The organism is Streptomyces sp. NPDC002156 (assembly GCF_053593675.1).
Genome location: NZ_JBSFDA010000199.1, coordinates 1 through 17,869 on the forward strand (window position 1 = coordinate 1; position 17,869 = coordinate 17,869).

10 protein-coding genes are annotated in these 17,869 nt (G+C 71.0%); 9 read left to right on the forward strand and 1 reads right to left on the reverse strand.

What is annotated here, in order from left to right:
- The 8 genes from ACWCRB_RS43300 to ACWCRB_RS43335 all read left to right on the forward strand — a co-directional run.
- Window positions 1–945, forward strand: a 945-nt coding sequence (locus ACWCRB_RS43300; protein WP_451001327.1) for an ABC transporter ATP-binding protein, incomplete at its 5' end; no start/stop codon positions are given.
- A complete protein-coding gene (locus ACWCRB_RS43305) occupies window positions 942–2,885 on the forward strand; it encodes an ABC transporter ATP-binding protein (RefSeq protein ID WP_451001328.1) in 1,944 nt (647 codons plus the stop codon). The genes ACWCRB_RS43300 and ACWCRB_RS43305, both read left to right, overlap by 4 nt.
- Window positions 2,886–2,945: 60 nt before the next feature.
- Window positions 2,946–4,694 (forward strand): ABC transporter ATP-binding protein, encoded by a 1,749-nt coding sequence (locus tag ACWCRB_RS43310; protein WP_451001329.1) that lies wholly within the window; start codon window positions 2,946–2,948, stop codon window positions 4,692–4,694.
- Window positions 4,691–6,490, forward strand: a complete 1,800-nt coding sequence (locus tag ACWCRB_RS43315) for an ABC transporter ATP-binding protein (protein WP_451001330.1) — start codon at window positions 4,691–4,693, stop codon at window positions 6,488–6,490. The genes ACWCRB_RS43310 and ACWCRB_RS43315 overlap by 4 nt, the downstream gene beginning before the upstream one ends.
- Before the next feature lie 221 nt (window positions 6,491–6,711).
- On the forward strand, window positions 6,712–8,817 hold the full coding sequence (locus ACWCRB_RS43320) for a M4 family metallopeptidase (protein ID WP_451001331.1): 2,106 nt from the start codon (window positions 6,712–6,714) through the stop codon (window positions 8,815–8,817).
- Between the two features lie 351 nt (window positions 8,818–9,168).
- Window positions 9,169–10,830 (forward strand): M4 family metallopeptidase, encoded by a 1,662-nt coding sequence (locus ACWCRB_RS43325; protein ID WP_451001332.1) that lies wholly within the window; start codon window positions 9,169–9,171, stop codon window positions 10,828–10,830.
- A gap of 146 nt (window positions 10,831–10,976) precedes the next feature.
- Window positions 10,977–11,489, forward strand: a complete 513-nt coding sequence (locus ACWCRB_RS43330; protein ID WP_451001333.1) for a DUF1990 domain-containing protein — start codon at window positions 10,977–10,979, stop codon at window positions 11,487–11,489.
- 154 nt (window positions 11,490–11,643) lie between these two features.
- Window positions 11,644–13,632 carry a protein kinase domain-containing protein gene (locus ACWCRB_RS43335; RefSeq protein WP_451001334.1) on the forward strand — a complete coding sequence of 663 codons (1,989 nt, stop codon included), beginning with the start codon at window positions 11,644–11,646 and terminating at the stop codon, window positions 13,630–13,632.
- 37 nt (window positions 13,633–13,669) lie between these two features.
- Here the strand turns inward: ACWCRB_RS43335 and glgP are convergent, their stop codons facing one another.
- Window positions 13,670–16,303, reverse strand: a complete 2,634-nt coding sequence (gene glgP / locus ACWCRB_RS43340) for an alpha-glucan family phosphorylase (RefSeq protein WP_451001335.1) — start codon at window positions 16,301–16,303, stop codon at window positions 13,670–13,672.
- 264 nt (window positions 16,304–16,567) lie between these two features.
- Here glgP and ACWCRB_RS43345 point away from each other — a divergent pair.
- Window positions 16,568–17,869: S8 family peptidase (locus ACWCRB_RS43345; protein ID WP_451001336.1), on the forward strand; the 1,302-nt coding region annotated here is incomplete at its 3' end.

Genomic DNA, 17,869 nt, shown 5'->3' on the forward strand with positions numbered 1-17,869 from the left:
CACGTTTCCACAAACACCCGTCCCCGCCCCCACGCTCTGCCGCGGGGAACTGCGCGACCAGCCCCCACCGGGCCCGCAGCCAACAACCCACGAACCGGCGAAGCCACGCCGCCGCGCCCGGGCGCGTCCGACGCCGGCCGCGGCCTCCGCTTCCACAACGTCACCTTCCGATACCCCGACGCCCCCGACGACTCCCCTCCCGTCCTCGACCGTGTCGACCTGCACATCCGTCCAGGTGAGTCCATGGCCCTCGTCGGGACGACCGGCAGCGGCAAGACCACGCTGACCGCGCTCGTCCCCCGGCTCCACGAGGTGACCTCGGGCCGGATCACCCTCGACGGACACGACATCTCCGCCCTGCCCAGAGAAGCGCTGCGCGCCCTGGTCGCCGTCGCCTTCGAGGAGCCCACCCTCTTCTCGGCGAGCGTCGGCGAGAACGTCCTCATGGGGGCCGGGGAGGAAGCGGGCGAGGCCGAGTTGCGGCACGCGCTGTCCGTCGCGCAGGCCGATTTCGTGCACTCGCTTCCGCAGGGCATCGACACCCAGGTCGGCGAGCAGGGCCTCAGCCTCTCCGGCGGCCAGCGGCAGCGGCTCGCGCTGGCCCGCGCGGTCGTGGGCAGGCCCAGATTCCTCGTCCTCGACGACCCCCTGTCCGCGCTGGACGTCCACACGGAGGCCGCCGTCGAGGCCGCGCTGCGCCGGGTCCTCGCCGACACCACCGCCCTGATCGTGGCGCACCGCCCGTCCACGGTCCTGCTCGCCGACCGCGTCGCCCTGCTCTCCGGCGGCCGGGTCGCCGCCGTGGGCACGCACCACGAACTCCTGCGGACGAACGCCGAGTACGCCTGGCTGATGGCCGGCACGGACGAGGAGACCGACCGCGGCCACGGCCACGACGACAGCAGCAGCAGCAGCACCGACAGCTTCGAGGAGGCCGCCCGATGACGGCTCCCACGACGACCGCGCCGACCCCCGACGACGAACAACCCCCCGAGACCTCAGAGGCCTCAGAGGCCTCAGAGGCTTCCGGGACCGCCAAGGCCTCCGAACCGGGCACCGAGGCGGCCCCCGCCACTGCCCAACTCCCCGGCCCCGGCGACCCCTTCGACCAGGACGACCTCCCCACCCCCAAGGGCGCCACCGCCGGCCTGCTCCGCTCCCTCCTCGCCCCGATGAAGGGCCGGGTCGTCCTCACCGCCGTGCTTCTGCTGCTCCAGCAGGCGGCCGTCCAGGCGGGCCCGCTGCTCGTCGCGTACGCGATCGACAGTGCCGTACCGGCCTTCCGCGACCACGACAACGGGCCGCTCGTAGCCGTCGGCGTCGGCTATCTCCTCTGTGCGCTGGCCTCCGGCGGGCTCCAGTACTGGTTCATCGGGTCCGCCGCCCGGGTCAGCCAGGACGCGCTGCTCGATCTGCGCGGGCGGATCTTCCGGCACGCGCAGGCCCTCAGCCTCGACTTCCACGAGCGCTACACCTCGGGCCGACTGATCTCCCGCTCGACGGCGGACGTCGAGTCGCTGCGCGAGCTGCTGAACGACGGGCTGCAGGAACTCGTCACCGTCGCCCTGTCCTTCGCGTACATCTCGGCGACCCTGCTCTGGCTGGACTTCGGCCTCGGCGCGCTCGCCGTCGCGTCCTTCGTCCCCCTCGGCCTCCTCATCCGGTCCTACCGACGCCGGGCCGGCCGCGTGTACGGGCTGCGGTCCACCGCCATCGCCTCCGTCATCGTCAAGTTCGTCGAGACGATGAACGGCATCCGGCCGGTGCGCGCGTTCCGCCGCGAGGCCGTCAACGACGCCGAGTTCGCGCTGCTCAACAAGCGGCACGAGCGCAGGAACGGCGACGCGCTGCTGGAGATGGCCCGTTACGTCGTCAGCTCCCGGGTCGTCGCCAACACCGCTGTCGCGGCGATGGTCCTGTGGGGCGCCCACCGCGTCGCGGACGACTCCCTCGAACTGGGTGTACTGGCCGCCGCCGTGCTCTATCTGCGCCGACTGTACGACCCCATCGACCGGCTCGGCATGTTCCTCAACTCCTACCAGTCGGCCACCGCCTCCCTGGAGAAGATCTCCGGGCTCCTCGCCCAGACCCCCTCCGTCCCGGAGCCGACGGCTCCGCGCCGGCTTCCGGTACGGGAGTCCGAGCACCCGGGTCGCGAGGTCGTCTTCGACGACGTCCGGTTCGCGTACCGCACCGGCGGTGAGGTGCTGCCCCACTTCGACCTCACCCTCCCGGCCGGGCAGACCGTCGCCGTCGTCGGCTCGACCGGCGCGGGCAAGTCCACCCTGGCCAAGCTGCTCGCCCGCTTCTACGACCCCACCGAGGGGCGGATCCTCCTCGACGACGTCGATCTGCGCGACCTTGCCAACTCCGAGCTGCGGCGCGGCGTCGTGATGGTGACGCAGGAGGCATTCCTGTTCTCCGGGAGCGTCGCCGACAACATCGCCATAGGCCGCCCGGACGCCGAGCGCGAGGAGATCGAGCGGGCGGCGAAGGCGATCGGCGCCCACGATTTCATCAGCGCCCTGCCCGAGGGGTACGACACCGACGTACGCAAGCGGGGTGGCCGTATCTCCGCCGGGCAGCGCCAACTGGTCGCGTTCGCGCGGGCGTTGCTCGCCGACCCGGCGGTACTGATCCTCGACGAGGCGACCAGCTCGCTGGACATCCCGGGTGAACGGGCCGTGCAGCGCGCGATGTCGACGGTGCTGAACGGACGTACGGCCGTGGTCATCGCGCACCGGCTGTCGACCGTGGAGATCGCCGACCGGGTGCTGGTGATGGAGCACGGGCGGGTCGTCGAGGACGGGCCCCCGGCCGAACTCATCGCCGGTACGGGCCGGTTCGCGGACCTGCACCGGGCCTGGCGGGACAGCCTGGCATGAGTTCTTGAGCCACAAGTACAGGACAACAGGCACAGGACGGGACCGGGGGACGGCGGAGAAATGATCGACGCGTACGAGGATCCCGGCACGCCCGACTCGCGAGGCCCCGCCCGTTATCTGCTGTGGCTGGTGCGGCAGCAGTGGCGGCGGTGTGCGGTCGGGGCGCTGCTGGGCAGCACCTGGACGACCCTGATGGCGTTGACGCCGTATCTGCTGTCCCGGGCCGTCGACGACGGTCTCGAACCGGGCGACCAGGCCGTGCTGGCCGGCTGGGCGGGCGTGATTCTGGCCGTCGGGACGTTCAGCGCGTGGCTGAGCATCATGCGGCACCGGACGATGACCCGGGTCCGGATGGACGCCAACTTCCGTACGGTCAAGGTCGTGATCGGGCAGGCCGTACGGCTGGGGGCGGCGCTGCCCCGGCAGGTCGGGGCCGGGGAGGTCGTGACGATCGGCGTCGGTGATGTGTCGACGATCGCCCAGTCGCTGACGTTCGTCGGGCCGGGCGTCGGCGCGATCGTCTCCTACAGCGTGGTCGCCGGACTGCTGCTGTCGGTGTCACCGACGCTCGCCGCCGTGATCCTGCTCGGCGTGCCCGTCGTCGCCGTGCTCATCGGGCCGTTGCTCGGCCGGCTGCAGGGAGTCGAGGCGTCGTACCGGGAGCGCCAGGGCATCCTGACCGCCCGGATCGGCGATCTCTCGGGCGGACTGCGTGTCCTCAACGGGCTCGGCGGCAAAGGGCTGTTCGCCGATGCTTTCCGCCGTGACTCGCGTCGCCTCCAGGAGCAGGGGTACCGGGTCGGGGCGGTGAGCAGCTGGATCCAGGCGCTCGGGGTCGGCCTGCCGACCCTGTTCCTGGCCGTGGTGACCTGGCTCGCGGCCCGGCTGGCCGCCCAAGGGGACATCTCCGTGGGCGAGTTGGTGTCGGTGTACGGCTATGTCGCCGTGCTGATCGTGCCGGTGGCGTTCTTCATCGAGTGCGGTTTCCAGATCAGCCGCGCGCTGGTGGCGGCGAGGCGGGTCGTACGGTTCCTGGCGCTCGATCCCGACAACGACAGCGGCGTCCTGGACGCGCCCGCGTCTCCCGCCCCGCTGCACGACCCGGACTCCGGCGTGACCGTCGTACCGGGGCGGCTGACCGCCCTCGCCGGTGCCCGGCCAGCCGATGCCGTGGCCGTCGTCGACCGGCTCGGCCGGTTCGCGCCGTCGGCGGCGACCTGGGGCGGCGTACGGCTCGACGAGATCGCCCCGTCCCAGGTGCGCGCCCGCATCCTGGTCGCCGACAACGAGGCCGACCTGTTCGCCGGGACGCTGCGCGAACTGGTCTCCGGGCGCCGGGAGTCGAGCGAGGCGGCCATCGCACGGGCGGTGCACGCGGCCGCCGCCGACGACATCGTCCTCGGACTGCCGGACGGCCTCGACTCGGCGATCGACGCCCAGGGCCGCAACCTCTCGGGCGGTCAGCGCCAGCGCGTACGCCTGGTGCGGGCGCTGCTCGCCGACCCCGAGGTGCTGCTCGCGGTCGAGCCGACCTCGGCGCTGGACGCGCACACGGAGGCCGCGGTGGCGGACCGTCTGCGCGCCGAACGCACGGACCGTACGACGGTCGTGGCCTCCACCTCACCCCTGCTGCTGGACCGCGCGGACACCGTGTACTACCTGGTCGACGGCAAGACAGCGGCCGTGGGCACCCACCAGCACCTCCTCACGGAGGACCCGGGATACCGGGCCCTGGTGGCCCGCGACGCGGACGAGACCGACGAGGCCGGAGATCCAGAAGAAGGAGCCATGGAGGAGTCCGTACGGTGAGCGCCCAACTGCCCGTCGCCGACGCGGCCGATGTCCGCCGGGCCGCCGTCCGGCTCGTCCGTGCCGACGCCCCCGCGTTCGTCGCGCTCCTGCTGCTCAACGCCCTTGCCGCCGGGGCCGGGCTTGTCGCGCCCTGGCTGGTCGGGCGGATCATCGACGAGGTGCGGGCGGGGGCCGGGGTCTCCGTGGTGGACCGGCTCGGACTTGTCATCGTCGTCTGTGCGGTGGGGCAGTTGCTGCTGGCCCGCTGGGCGCGGTACGTCGGGTACCGGTTCGGGGAGCGGACGCTCGCCCGGGTGCGGGAGGAGTTCGTCGACCGGGCGCTCGCCCTGCCCGCCTCCGTCGTCGAGCGGGCCGGCACCGGGGATCTGACCGCCCGCGGGACGGCCGACGTCAGCCAGGTCGGCACGACCCTGCGCGATGCCGGGCCCGAGCTGCTCATCGCGTCGGTGCAGTGTCTGTTCATCGGCGGTGCCATGTTCGCGCTCGATCCACTGCTCGGGCTGGCGGCGGTGCTCGCGCAGAGCGGTATCTGGTTCGCGCTGCGCTGGTATCTGTGCCGGGCGCGCACCGCGTACCTCGCCGAGGGCTCCGCCAACTCCGAGGTCGCGGAGATCCTCGCGGCGACCGCGTCGGGCGCACGCACGGTCGAGGCGTTCGGGCTCGCCGAGCAGCGGGTGGCGGTGAGTCGGGAGGCGTTGGACGAATCGCGCCGCAGGCGGCTGCACACGCTGTATCTGCGGTCGATGTTCTTCCCGCCGGTGGAGGTGTCGTACGTCCTTCCCGTGGCGGTCGTGCTGGTGCTGGGCGGCGCGCTGCACGAACAGGGGGCGGTCAGCCTCGGGGCGGTCGTGGCGGCGGCCCTGTATCTGCGGCAGTTGGAGGATCCGCTCGACCAAGTGCTCACCTGGACGGAGCAACTGCAGTCCAGCAGTGCCTCGTTCGCTCGGGTGGAAGGGCTCGGGCGGGCGCCGAAGGGCGGGTCCGAGGCATCCCTCGTCCCCGTCGGCGACCGGATCGACGTGACCGGTGTGCGGTACGCGTACGACCGTGGGGGCGAGGTGCTGCGCGGGGTCGATCTGACCGTGCGGCCGGGTGAACGGCTCGCGGTGGTGGGGCCCTCGGGTGCGGGCAAGACGACGCTGTGCCGACTGCTCGCGGGGATCGACGAGCCGCGTTCGGGCACGGTGACCGTGGGCGGCGTACCGATCGCCGCGCTGGGGCCCGAGGAGCTGCGACGGCAGGTCGTGCTCGTCACCCAGGAGCACCATGTCTTCCTCGGTACGGTCCGGGACAATCTCCTGATCGCCGAACCGGCCGCCACGGACGCCGAGTTGTGGGCCGCGCTGGCCGCGGTCGGCGCCGCCGACTGGGTGCGCGAGCTGCCGGCCGGTCTTGACACCGAGCTGGGCCCCGACGGGGAGTCGACCGACGGTTCGCGGGCGCAGCAACTCGCCCTGGCCCGGGTCGTGTTGGCCGACCCGCACACGCTGATCCTGGACGAGGCGACGGCGCTGCTCGATCCGACGACCGCGCGTCACACGGAGCGCGCGCTGGCCGCCGTACTCGAAGGGCGGACGGTGATCGCCATCGCGCACCGGCTGCACACCGCGCACGACGCGGACCGGGTGGCCGTGATGGAGGAGGGGCTGCTCACCGAACTCGGCACGCACGAGGGGCTGGTGGCGGCGGACGGGGCGTACGCGGCGCTGTGGTGGTCGTGGCACGGGGAGCAGCAGCCCGAGCCCTTGAAAGGCGAACACCCTGAACAGCGGATACCCCTGAAGGGTGAATAGTCCGTATAGCGAACATGACCATCCGGGCAACGGACTGTTTCCGGCCAACTTCTTGACGCGGTCCTGACAGCATATGCGCTCGCCTGGCACTCTTCCCACGGCACCTTCACAGCCGCTCCACAGCAACACCGCTGTGTTCTTCGCCGCGCATCCGCACGCACCGGTTCTGCCCCGGACGGACGACCACCGTCCGGTCCCCCCTGGCCGCTCGACCCGCGGCCATGCAGAAGGAGTCAGTGTTGAGACGCCAGTCCCACAGACGCACCCCCCACACAACCCCCCACACCAGCACCGCCCAGTTCTCCCGTAGCACCCAGCGACGGGTCGCCACCGGCGCCCTCGTCGCCGTAACCGCCCTACTGGCAGCGGCCGTTCAGTCCGGTGCCGCCACCGCAGCCCCGGAGAAGGCACCGTCGGCCGCGGGCAAGGTCATACCGGGCGCCGAGTCCGTCAAGCTGTCCCCCGCCCAGCGCGCCGCGCTCCTCGCCGAGGCCAACGCCACCAAGGCGGAGACCGCCGAGGAACTCGGCCTGGGCGCCAAGGAGAAGCTCGTCGTCCGCGACGTCCTCAAGGACGGCGACGGCACCGTGCACACGCGGTACGAGCGCACGTACGACGGACTCCCGGTCCTGGGCGGCGACTTGGTCGTCGAAACCGCCAAGTCCGGTGCCACGGAAGGCGTCGTGAAGGCGACCCGGGCCACCATCAAGGTCGCCTCCCTGACGCCGAAGATCGCCGCCGCGAAGGCGGAGACCCAGGCGCTGGGCGCGGCGAAGGCGGAGGAGGCCAAGAGCCCCGACGTCAACAAGGCGCCGCGCAAGGTGATCTGGGCGGCGAGCGGCACCCCCGTCCTCGCCTACGAGACGGTCGTCGGCGGCTTCCAGCACGACGGCACCCCGCAGGAGCTGCACGTCATCACGGACGCCACCTCGGGCGCGAAGCTGTTCGAGTGGGAGGCGATCGAGACCGGCACCGGCAACACGGTGTACAGCGGCACGGTCGATCTCACCACCACGCAGTCCGGGTCGACGTACAACCTGACCGACGGCGCGCGCGGCAACCACCGGACGTACAACCTGAACCGCGGCACCTCCGGCACCGGCACCCTCTTCTCGGGCTCCGACGACGTGTGGGGCAACGGCCTGCCGTCCAACCTGGAGTCGGCCGGCGCCGACGCCGCGTACGGCGCCGCACTGACCTGGGACTACTACAAGAACGTGCACGGACGTTCCGGCATCCGGGGCGACGGCGTCGGCGCGTACTCGCGCGTCCACTACGGCAACAACTACGTCAACGCGTTCTGGCAGGACAGCTGCTTCTGCATGACGTACGGCGACGGCTCGGGCAACGCCAACCCGCTGACGTCGATCGACGTGGCCGCGCACGAGATGACGCACGGCCTCACCGCCAACACGGCCGGCCTCAACTACAGCGGCGAGTCCGGCGGGTTGAACGAGGCGACCTCGGACATCTTCGGCTCGACGGTCGAGTTCTACGCCAACAACTCCTCCGACGTCGGTGACTACCTCATCGGCGAGGAGATCAACATCAACGGCGACGGCACGCCGCTGCGTTACATGGACAAGCCGAGCAAGGACGGTTCGTCCAGGGACAGTTGGTACTCGGGCATCGGGTCGATCGACGTGCACTACTCGTCGGGTCCCGCGAACCACTTCTTCTACCTGCTCTCCGAGGGCAGCGGCACCAAGACCATCAACGGTGTCAGCTACGACTCGGCCACCTCGGACGGGCTGCCGGTGACCGGCATCGGCCGGGACAAGGCGGAGAAGATCTGGTTCCGCGCGCTCACCACGAAGTTCACGTCGACCACCAACTACGCGGCGGCCCGCACCGGCACGCTCGCGGCGACGGGTGAGCTGTACGGCACGACCAGCGCCGAGTACACGGCCGTGCAGAACGCGTGGGCCGGTATCAACGTCGGCACCCGTCCGGGCGGTGGCGGTGGCACCGGGACCTCCTTCGAGTCCACGACCGCCGTATCGATTCCGGACAACGGTGCCGCGGTGACCTCGTCGCTCGCGGTCACCGGGATCACCGGCAACGCGCCGACCAACCTGGTCGTCACGCCGGACATCACGCACACCTGGCGCGGCGACCTCGTCGTCGATCTGGTGGCCCCTGACGGGTCGGTCTACAACCTGAAGCCGTTCAGTTCCTCGGACTCGGCGGACGACGTGAACGAGCCGTACACGGTGAACGCCTCGTCCGAGGTAGCCAACGGGACCTGGGTGTTGAGGGTCCAGGACCGGGCGGCCCAGGACACCGGCAGGATCAACGGCTGGAAGATCACCTTCCCGACGGCCTGAACACACAGCTTGTAAGGGCCCGTTCGGGCACTGTTCAGGACCCGTGAACGACACGGCGCCGCCCCGGTGGATCAACTCACCGGGGCGGCGCTTCCTTTGCGGCCCCTGTACTGCGGTTTTGTTGCCACCGTGCCTGATCTTTAGCACCGCTTTACCAAGATCGCGTCGTGTTACATGCACGAAACGTTTATCAGGCAGTCGGTTTTCGGCCAACATCACTTGAGGGTCCTGACATGTACGCGCCCCCAATGTCACTCTTCCACCGCACGCCGCAGCAACAGCACTCCAACTTCACAACCAGTGCCGGACGGTCACCCCAAGGCCGTCCGGATCCCCCACAAAGGAGTTCGCGTGACCCCCATCTACGCGCGTCACAAGCGCACCACCCTGGCCATCGCCACCGCGGTCGCGGCCGGAGCCCTCCTCACCACCGGTCTGACCACCGGTGCCTCCGCGGAGAGCGAGCCGGCCGGTACCACGGCCAAGGCCGCCGCCGTACCGGTCACCCTCTCCCCCGCGACGCGCACCGCGCTCATCAAGGAAGCCGCCGCCGAAGCCCCGGCGACCGCCGACGAGATAGGCCTCGGCGCCAAGGAGAAGCTGGTCGTCCGTGACGTCGTCAAGGACGCCGACGGCACCCTGCACACCCGCTACGAGCGCACCTACGCGGGCCTGCCGGTCCTCGGCGGCGACCTCGTCGTGCACGAGGACGCGGCCGGCGAGACCACGGGCGTGACCAAGGCACAGAAGGCCACCATCAAGGTCACCGACCTCACCCCCGAGGTCACGACAGCCGCCGTCGAGAAGCAGGCCGTCACCCTGGCGAAGAAGGCCGGCTCCACCAAGTCGGAGGCGTCGGACGCCCCCCGCAAGGTGATCTGGGCCGCCTCGGGCACCCCGACCCTCGCCTACGAGACCGTCGTCGGCGGCCTCCAGGAGGACGGCACCCCGAACGAGCTGCACGTCATCACGGACGCGGCCACCGGCGCCAAGCTGTACGAGTACCAGGGCATCGAGAACGGCACCGGCAAGAGCGTGTACTCGGGCACGGTCACCCTCGGCACCTACCTGTCGGGCTCGACGTACCAGCTGTACGACACCTCGCGCGGCGGCCACAAGACGTACAACAAGGCGCGCGCCACCAGCTCTTCGGCCGGCACGCTGTTCACCGACGCGGACGACACCTGGGGCACGGGTGCGGCCTCCAGCTCCTCGACCGACCAGAGCGCGGCCGTCGACGCCGCGTACGGCGCGCAGACGACGTGGGACTTCTACAAGAGCACGTTCGGCCGCAGCGGCATCAAGAACGACGGCGTCGCCGCCTACTCGCGCGTCCACTACGGCAACGCGTACGTCAACGCCTTCTGGTCCGACAGCTGCTTCTGCATGACGTACGGCGACGGCTCGGGCAACGTCAAGCCGCTCACCTCGCTTGACGTGGCGGGCCACGAGATGACCCACGGCGTCACCTCCAACACGGCGGGCCTGAACTACTCGGGCGAGTCCGGCGGCCTGAACGAGGCGACCTCCGACATCTTCGGCACGGCCGTCGAGTTCTACGCGGCGAACTCCTCCGACGTCGGTGACTACCTCATCGGTGAGGAGATCGACATCAACGGCGACGGCTCGCCGCTGCGTTACATGGACCAGCCGAGCAAGGACGGCTCGTCGGCCAACTACTGGTCGTCGTCGCTGGCCAACCTCGACGTGCACTACTCGTCCGGTCCCGCGAACCACTTCTTCTTCCTTCTCTCCGAGGGCAGCGGCAGCAAGACGATCAACGGGGTCAGCTACAACTCCCCGACGTACAACAGCTCCACGCTCACGGGCATCGGCCGCGCCAAGGCCGTCCAGATCTGGTACAAGGCGCTCACCGAGTACATGACGTCGACGACCAACTACAAGGGCGCCCGCACCGCGACCCTGTCGGCGGCCTCGGCCCTGTACGGCTCCAGCAGCACGGAGTACGCGGCGGTGAACGCGGCCTGGGCGGCGGTCAACGTCACGGCGTGACCACGCGGCAGGTGAGAAGCAGGTGATCGGCGGGGCGGTACCCGGAACGAAGGCATTTCCGGGTACCGCCCCCGTCGTACGCGCATCCGCGTCCCGCACCCCCCGCCGCACGGTCACCACCACCCCCCGCCCTACCCTTGGGTCCCATGTCCTTCACGTACGCGGAGGTCGGCGCGACCCGCGAGCGCGGCTTCCGTTGTCCGCCCGGCTTCCACCACCTGCATGTACGCACCCGAATAGGCGAGGGCGAGCCGGTCTTCCGGCGCGCCGCCGAAGCCGTACTCACCTGGGAGATGCACCGCGAGATGGGCGTGGGCATCGACGCGAGCGCCGAACGGGCGGCCCCGGACGTCGACGTCACGGTCACCCTCGCCGGTCTCATCAAGGCGCCCTGCCGCATTGTCTGGACGGTGGAGGAACACCGCCGCGCGGGCTGGGCGTACGGCACGCTGGCCGGTCACCCGGAGTGCGGCGAGGAGGCATTCGTCGTGGACCGCACGGGCGACGGCACCGTGTGGCTGACGGTCAGCGCCTTCAGCCGCGGCGCGAAGTGGTACGCCAAGGCGGCCGGACCGGCGACACGGGGCCTGCAGCATGCCTATGCACGGCGGTGCGGGGTGGTCCTGCGGCGGCTGTGCGGGGAGTACGGCGAGGACTGAGCCGGGAAGCGGACGGGACCGGGCGCCGAGTACGCCGAGGTCGGAAGGGTCTGCGCGAATTCCTGGCCGGGAAACCGGTCCAACTCCCCTTTTCGTACAGGCGTGCTGCGCTAATCTCGCGGTCACACGTGCCACGCGAGAGACCAGGGCCCTCATGCCACCCCAGCACCGCAGCCGCACCGAAGCGATGGCCTATGCGGCGGCCGGTATGGAACCGCCTCCCGTGGTCCCGCTGCGCAGGAACGACCCCCGCCAGGCGGGCCCCTACCAGCTGGAGTCGCTGCTCGGCAGCGGCGGCATGGGCCGGGTCTATCTGGGCCGCGACACCACCGGCGGGGCGGGCCTCGCGGCCGTGAAGGTGATCCGGCCCGAGTACGCGGAGGACCCGCAGTTCCGGAAGCGGTTCGAGCGGGAGGTCGGCGCGCTGGACCGGATCCAGGGGGCGCACATCGTACGGCTGTTGGGCAGCGGCTGCGACGAGGACCTGGTCTGGGTCGCCACCGAGTACATACCGGGGCCCACTCTCGCCGAGGTCGTCGCCGAGCGCGGGCCGATCGGCTCCGAGGCGGCCTGGCGGCTGCTGGCCGATGTCGGGCGGGCGATCGAGGCCATCTGGCAGGCGGGGCTGGTCCATCGCGACCTCAAGCCGTCCAACGTGATCCTGGGTGCGGACGGCGCCCGCGTCATCGACTTCGGCGTCGTCCAGGCCCCCGACGGCACGGCGATCACCGTCACGGGCCAGAACGTCGGAACGCCCGCCTACATGTCCCCGGAACAGGCCAGGGGCCGCGAGGTCACCGCCGCCTCCGACGTCTTCTCGCTGGCCTCGACCCTGACGTACGCCGTCACGGGACAGGCGCCGTTCGGTGAGGGGACCGGCGTCGACGTCCTGTTCGGGGTGGCCTTCGAACCGCCCCGCGACGAGGTCCTCGACCTGGTGGGGACCGTCGACGCGGAACTGGCCGCGTTCATCCGCACCTGCCTGGACAAGGACCCCGAGCGGCGCCCCCTGCCGGAGACGGTGTTCAGGACGGCCATCGGCCACCAGCTGTCCCCGTCATCACAGGCACCGGCCGCACCCCCTCAGGTGAAGCGCCCCAAGCTCCTCCCGGAAGCGGCACCCCCGCCCCCTCCCACCGCTACTCCCGTCCCCGCCCCGCCCGGCGAGCGCGGAAAACCCAGGAACAGGAAAATGTCGCTGGTCGCCGTCGCGGCGGCAGCCGCCCTGGTCGCCGGAGGCATCACCGCGGCGCTGCTGAGCCAGGGCGACGAACTGACATCGGCCGCCACCGGCACCGGAACCGAGACCGGCACCTCGGCCGCCCCGGACCTGCTGCCCGCCCCGACCACGACGAAGAACCCGGCCACCGCACCCACCCTCCCCGGCGACGCGTCCACGCCCGTCCCGTCGACGACGCGGGACGAGGCGACGCAGAACGAGCCGACCCAGGTGCCCGCCCAGAACCCCGCGACGCTGGACATCCGGTCCGACGCCTGCGCGGCGGAGTTGGTCACGGGCGCCACCGGCGACTGCGTCGAGGCCCTGCAACTCCTCCTCGGCGGCCACGGCCTGTACGTCGCCGTCGACGGCCGGTTCGGCCAGGAGACCCTCGCCGCGGTGAAGGCCTTCCAGACCGAGGCCAGAACCTCCGTGGACGGCAGGGTCGGCCCCCAGACCAAGGAACTCCTGTACGGCACGGCGCCCGGCCCGGCCCGCACCGGCGCGCTGACGGTGGCAGAGAGCACCAGCGGCGGCTCGGTCGCCCGCTGCCTCGACGCCCGGAACGGCACGGTCGGGGTGTGGACCTGCCAGGGCACGTCCACCCAGAAGTGGGCCCTGTACCGCGTCCCCGGCCAGGACTCCCGCTACCTCGTCGTCAACCAGGGCAACCACCGCTGCCTGGACGCCGACGCGGGCACCAGCGGCGCGAACGGCCAGCAGATCGGCACCAGAACCTGCGACGGCCTGGAAGCCCAGTACTGGCGCCTCGGCGACGCCGGCGAGAACGACGGCCAGACACTCGTCAGCATCCCGAACGGCTACTGCCTGGACGCGGAGGCCTCCACCTCGGGCCAGGAGGGCCGGGCGGTACAGGGCTGGAGCTGCGCGGCCAACGGCAACCAGGCGTGGAGCTGGTCCTGACACACCGCCAGGACCAGCAGGCCAGGCCGTCCGGCGGTCACCGCATCAGAACCCCCGCCCCCTCCCCCACATCCTCCGCAGGCACCGCCACCAGCCCCATCTCCGCGCTCGACGCCAGCAGCCGGTGCGCCGGCAGGATCCGCACGGTGTACCCGTAGGGCCCGGTCCGATGCAGGGACAGCGGCCCCTCGTACAGCCAGCGCCCCTCCAGGTCAGGGCCGCCGACCGGCTTCAGCGGGACGGTCGACGCGTCGGTGATGCTGTCCTCCGAGTCGACGCGTCCCGAGACCGCCTGGACCTCGACGTCGTCGGGAGCCAGCTCACCCAGGCCCACCCGCACCCGGAGCGACAGCGTGCTTCCCAACTCGGCCGTCAGGGAGGGGGCCGAGGTCTCCACGTGGTCGACCGTCACCGTGTGCCAGGCGTGCCGGACCCGGGACTTCCAGGCCGCCAACTCCCTTGCGGTGTCCGGGGTCATGGTGCGGTGGGCGCGGGCCGCCGGAGCGTACAGACGCTCCACGTACTCCCGCACCATCCGGCCCGCCAGGACCTTCGGGCCGAGGTGAGTGAGGGTCTCGCGGACCATCTCGATCCAGCGGTCGGGCAGGCCCGTCTGGCCGTGCTCGTAGAAGCGCGGGGTCACGCGCTGTTCGAGGAGGTCGTACAGGGCCGCAGCCTCGACGTCGTCCCGGTGGTCGGGGTCCGTGCCCGCGACGCCGTCCGCCGTGGGGATCGCCCAGCCGAAGTCGGGCCGGAACCATTCGTCCCACCAGCCGTCCAGGACCGAGAGGTTGAGACAGCCGTTGAGCGCCGCCTTCATCCCGCTCGTCCCGCACGCCTCCAGCGGACGCAGCGGGTTGTTCAGCCAGATGTCGCAGCCCGGGTACAGCTTCTGCGCCATCGCCATGCCGTAGTCCGGCAGGAACACGATCCGGTGGCGGACCCGCGGGTCGTCCGCGAACCGCACCAGCTCCTGGATCAGCCGCTTTCCGCCGTCGTCCGCCGGGTGCGCCTTGCCCGCGACCACGATCTGGATGGGGCGTTCGGGGTGCAGGAGCAGGTCGAGTAGCCGGTCGCGGTCGCGCAGCATCAGCGTCAGGCGTTTGTACGAGGGGACCCTGCGCGCGAATCCGATCGTCAGGACGTCCGGGTCGAGCACCCCGTCGATCCAGCCCAACTCCGCCGTACCCGCGCCGCGTTGACGCCAGGAGGCCTGCAGCCGCTCCCGTACCTCCACCACCAACTGCTCGCGCAGGGACCGCCGTAGCTCCCAGATGTCCTGGTCCGGGATGTCCGCGACCGCGTCCCACCGGTCCGAGCCGCCGACCGTCAGCGCGTCCTCGGTGCGCTCCGCGCCAATCTGCCTGGCCCCGAGCCTGAACACCTCCGGCGCGACCCAGGTCGGCGCGTGCACACCGTTGGTGACCGAGGTGATCGGGACCTCGGCGGGGTCGAAGCCCGGCCACAGCCCAGCGAACATCTCGCGGCTGACCTGCCCATGGAGAAGGGAGACCCCGTTGGCCTGGCGGCCCAACCGCAGGCCCATCACCGCCATGTTGAAGAGGTTCGGCTCGCCGCCCGGATACGTCTCCATGCCCAGGCTCAGCACGCGTTCCACGTCGATGCGCGGGAGTTCGGCGTCGGGGCCGAAGTGCTGGGCGACCAGTTCGCGGTCGAAGCGGTCGATGCCGGCCGGGACGGGCGTGTGCGTCGTGAAGACGGTCCCCGCGCGCACAGCCTCAAGACCGGCCTCGAAGTCCAGCCCCTTGTCGCAGAGTTCGGCGATCCGCTCCAGGCCGAGGAAGCCCGCGTGGCCCTCGTTGGTGTGGAACACCTCGGGGGCGGGGTGCCCGGTGAGCCGGCAGTACGTCCGGACCGCGCGCACTCCTCCTATGCCGAGCAGCATCTCCTGGAGCAGCCGGTGTTCGCTGCCGCCCCCGTACAGCCGGTCCGTGACGCCCCGTTCGCCGAGGTCGTTCTCCTCCACGTCCGAGTCGAGGAGCAGCAGCGGCACCCTGCCGACCTGCGCCAGCCAGACCCGGGCCCGCAGCGACCGGCCGCCGGGCAGCGCCAGGGAGACCTGGGCCGGGGAGTCGTCGGGTTCCTTGAGGAGGGCGACGGGGAGTTCGTTGGGGTCGAGGACCGGATAGGTCTCCTGCTGCCAGCCGTCCCGGGAGAGGGACTGGCGGAAGTAGCCGTGCCGGTACATGAGTCCGACGCCGATCAGCGGTACGCCGAGGTCGCTGGCCGACTTCAGATGGTCCCCGGCGAGGATGCCGAGGCCGCCGGAGTACTGCGGGAGGGCGGCCGTGATGCCGAACTCGGGGGAGAAGTAGGCGATGGCGGCGGGAAGTTCGGCTCCCTCCTGCCGGGTCTGCGTCTGGTACCAGCGGGTGCCGGTGACGTAGTCGTGGAGGTCGTCGGCGATCGCGGTGAGGCGGCGCAGGAAGCGGCGGTCCTCGGCGAGTTCGGTGAGCCGCTCGGGCGAGAGGCTGCCGAGGAGCCGTACGGGGTCGCAGTCCGAGTCGGCCCAGCGTTCGGGGTCGACGGACTGGAAGAGCTCGCGGGTCTCCGCGTGCCAGGACCAGCGCAGATTGCGGGCCAGGTCGCTGAGCGGCCGGAGGGGTTCGGGGAGAACGGGACGGACGGTGAACCGACGGATCGCCTTCACATGCCACCTCGGTGGTCGCGCGTCATGTCAAGCCTTACAAGGACGCACGGCCGTGTGCGTCCGTCATCAACCCCATGACGGTATCGGGGCGGAGGCGTACGAACCACGGGGCGTGGCGAGCGTCCGTAACGCCACTACCGGACACCCGTACGGACGATATGGCCGGTTCCACCCCCGTAGGCCACCTTGTAACACTTCTCCCCGCACGAGAGGCTGCCCAGAAGGCCGCCCGGCGTTGGCGGCCGAGGAGGGGGAACTCCAACCATGAAACGGACGAGCACAAGACGCCTGCGCTGGGCGGCGGGCCTGACCGCCGTGGCCACCGCCTCGGTGCTTTCGGTCACCGCACCGGCCCAGGCCGCCCCGCAGGGGCACATAGTCGGCGCCGGTGAACCCGGCTCCGTCGGCGGAAGTTACCTGGTCACACTCAAGGGAGGCACGGCGGCCCCGTCGGCGGACGGCAAGAGACTCGCCGCGAAGTACGGGGCGAGAATAAGCCACACCTACAGCACCGTCCTGAACGGCTACGCCGTCCAGGCCAACGAGAGACAGGCCAGACTTCTCGCGGCGGACTCCCGCGTGGCCTCGGTCGTCCAGGACACCCGGATCACCTACGACCAGAGCACGACGTACGCCGAGGAAACGGCGTACGCGCTTGCCCGCAAACGCGGCCAGCAGAACCCGCCGTCGTGGGGCCTGGACCGGATCGACCAGGCCGGGCTGCCGCTCGACGACAGCTACTCCTCGCCCGACTCGGCGGGCAAGGGCGTCACGGTGTACGTGATCGACACCGGTATCCGTATCTCGCACAAGGACTTCGGCGGACGGGCGAGCTACGGCTGGGACTTCGTCGGCAACGACAGATGGGCCGGCGACGGAAACGGCCACGGCACGCATGTCGCGGCGACGATCGCCGGGACGGCCCTGGGCGTCGCGAAGAAGGCGAAGGTCGTCTCGGTACGCGTCCTCGACAACGCGGGCGGCGGTACGACGGCGCAGGTCATCGCGGGTATCGACTGGGTGACGCGGCACGCCAGGAAGCCCGCCGTCGCCAATGTGAGCCTCGGCGGCTACCGCAACGCCCAACTGGACGCGGCGGTACGGAACTCGATCGCGTCCGGGGTGACGTACACGGTCGCGGCCGGGAACGACGGCGCATCGGCGTCGTCCTACTCCCCGGCCGCCGTCAAGCAGGCGATCACGGTCGGCGCGACCGGGTGGACGGACGCCCGGGCCGCCTTCTCGAACTGGGGATCGACTCTCGATCTGTTCGCCCCGGGTGTCTCGATCACCTCGGCGTCGTACGCGAGCGACACGGGCCGGGTGGCGTTCTCGGGTACGTCGATGGCGGCGCCGCACGCGGCGGGCGCGGCCGCCCTCTACTTGGCGGATCGACCGAAATCCCGGCCGGCGCAAGTCGCCAAGGCGCTGACGTCTCTGGCGACGACCGGGAAAGTCTCCGACAAGAGGGCCGGTTCACCGAACAAACTCCTGCGGATACCGCTGGACGACTTCGACGATGTCTTTCATGCTCGGGTGTTCGCCGCCTTCGAGCGGGAGTTGGAG

Excerpts from the sequence above, each read along its gene's own strand:
- ACWCRB_RS43305 (WP_451001328.1), top strand. The coding sequence starts at position 942 with ATGACGGCTCCCACGACGACCGCGCCGACCCCCGACGACGAACAACCC.
- ACWCRB_RS43310 (WP_451001329.1), top strand. The coding sequence starts at position 2,946 with ATGATCGACGCGTACGAGGATCCCGGCACGCCCGACTCGCGAGGCCCC.
- ACWCRB_RS43320 (WP_451001331.1), top strand. The coding sequence starts at position 6,712 with ATGCAGAAGGAGTCAGTGTTGAGACGCCAGTCCCACAGACGCACCCCC.
- ACWCRB_RS43330 (WP_451001333.1), top strand. The coding sequence starts at position 10,977 with ATGTCCTTCACGTACGCGGAGGTCGGCGCGACCCGCGAGCGCGGCTTC.
- ACWCRB_RS43335 (WP_451001334.1), top strand. The coding sequence starts at position 11,644 with ATGCCACCCCAGCACCGCAGCCGCACCGAAGCGATGGCCTATGCGGCG.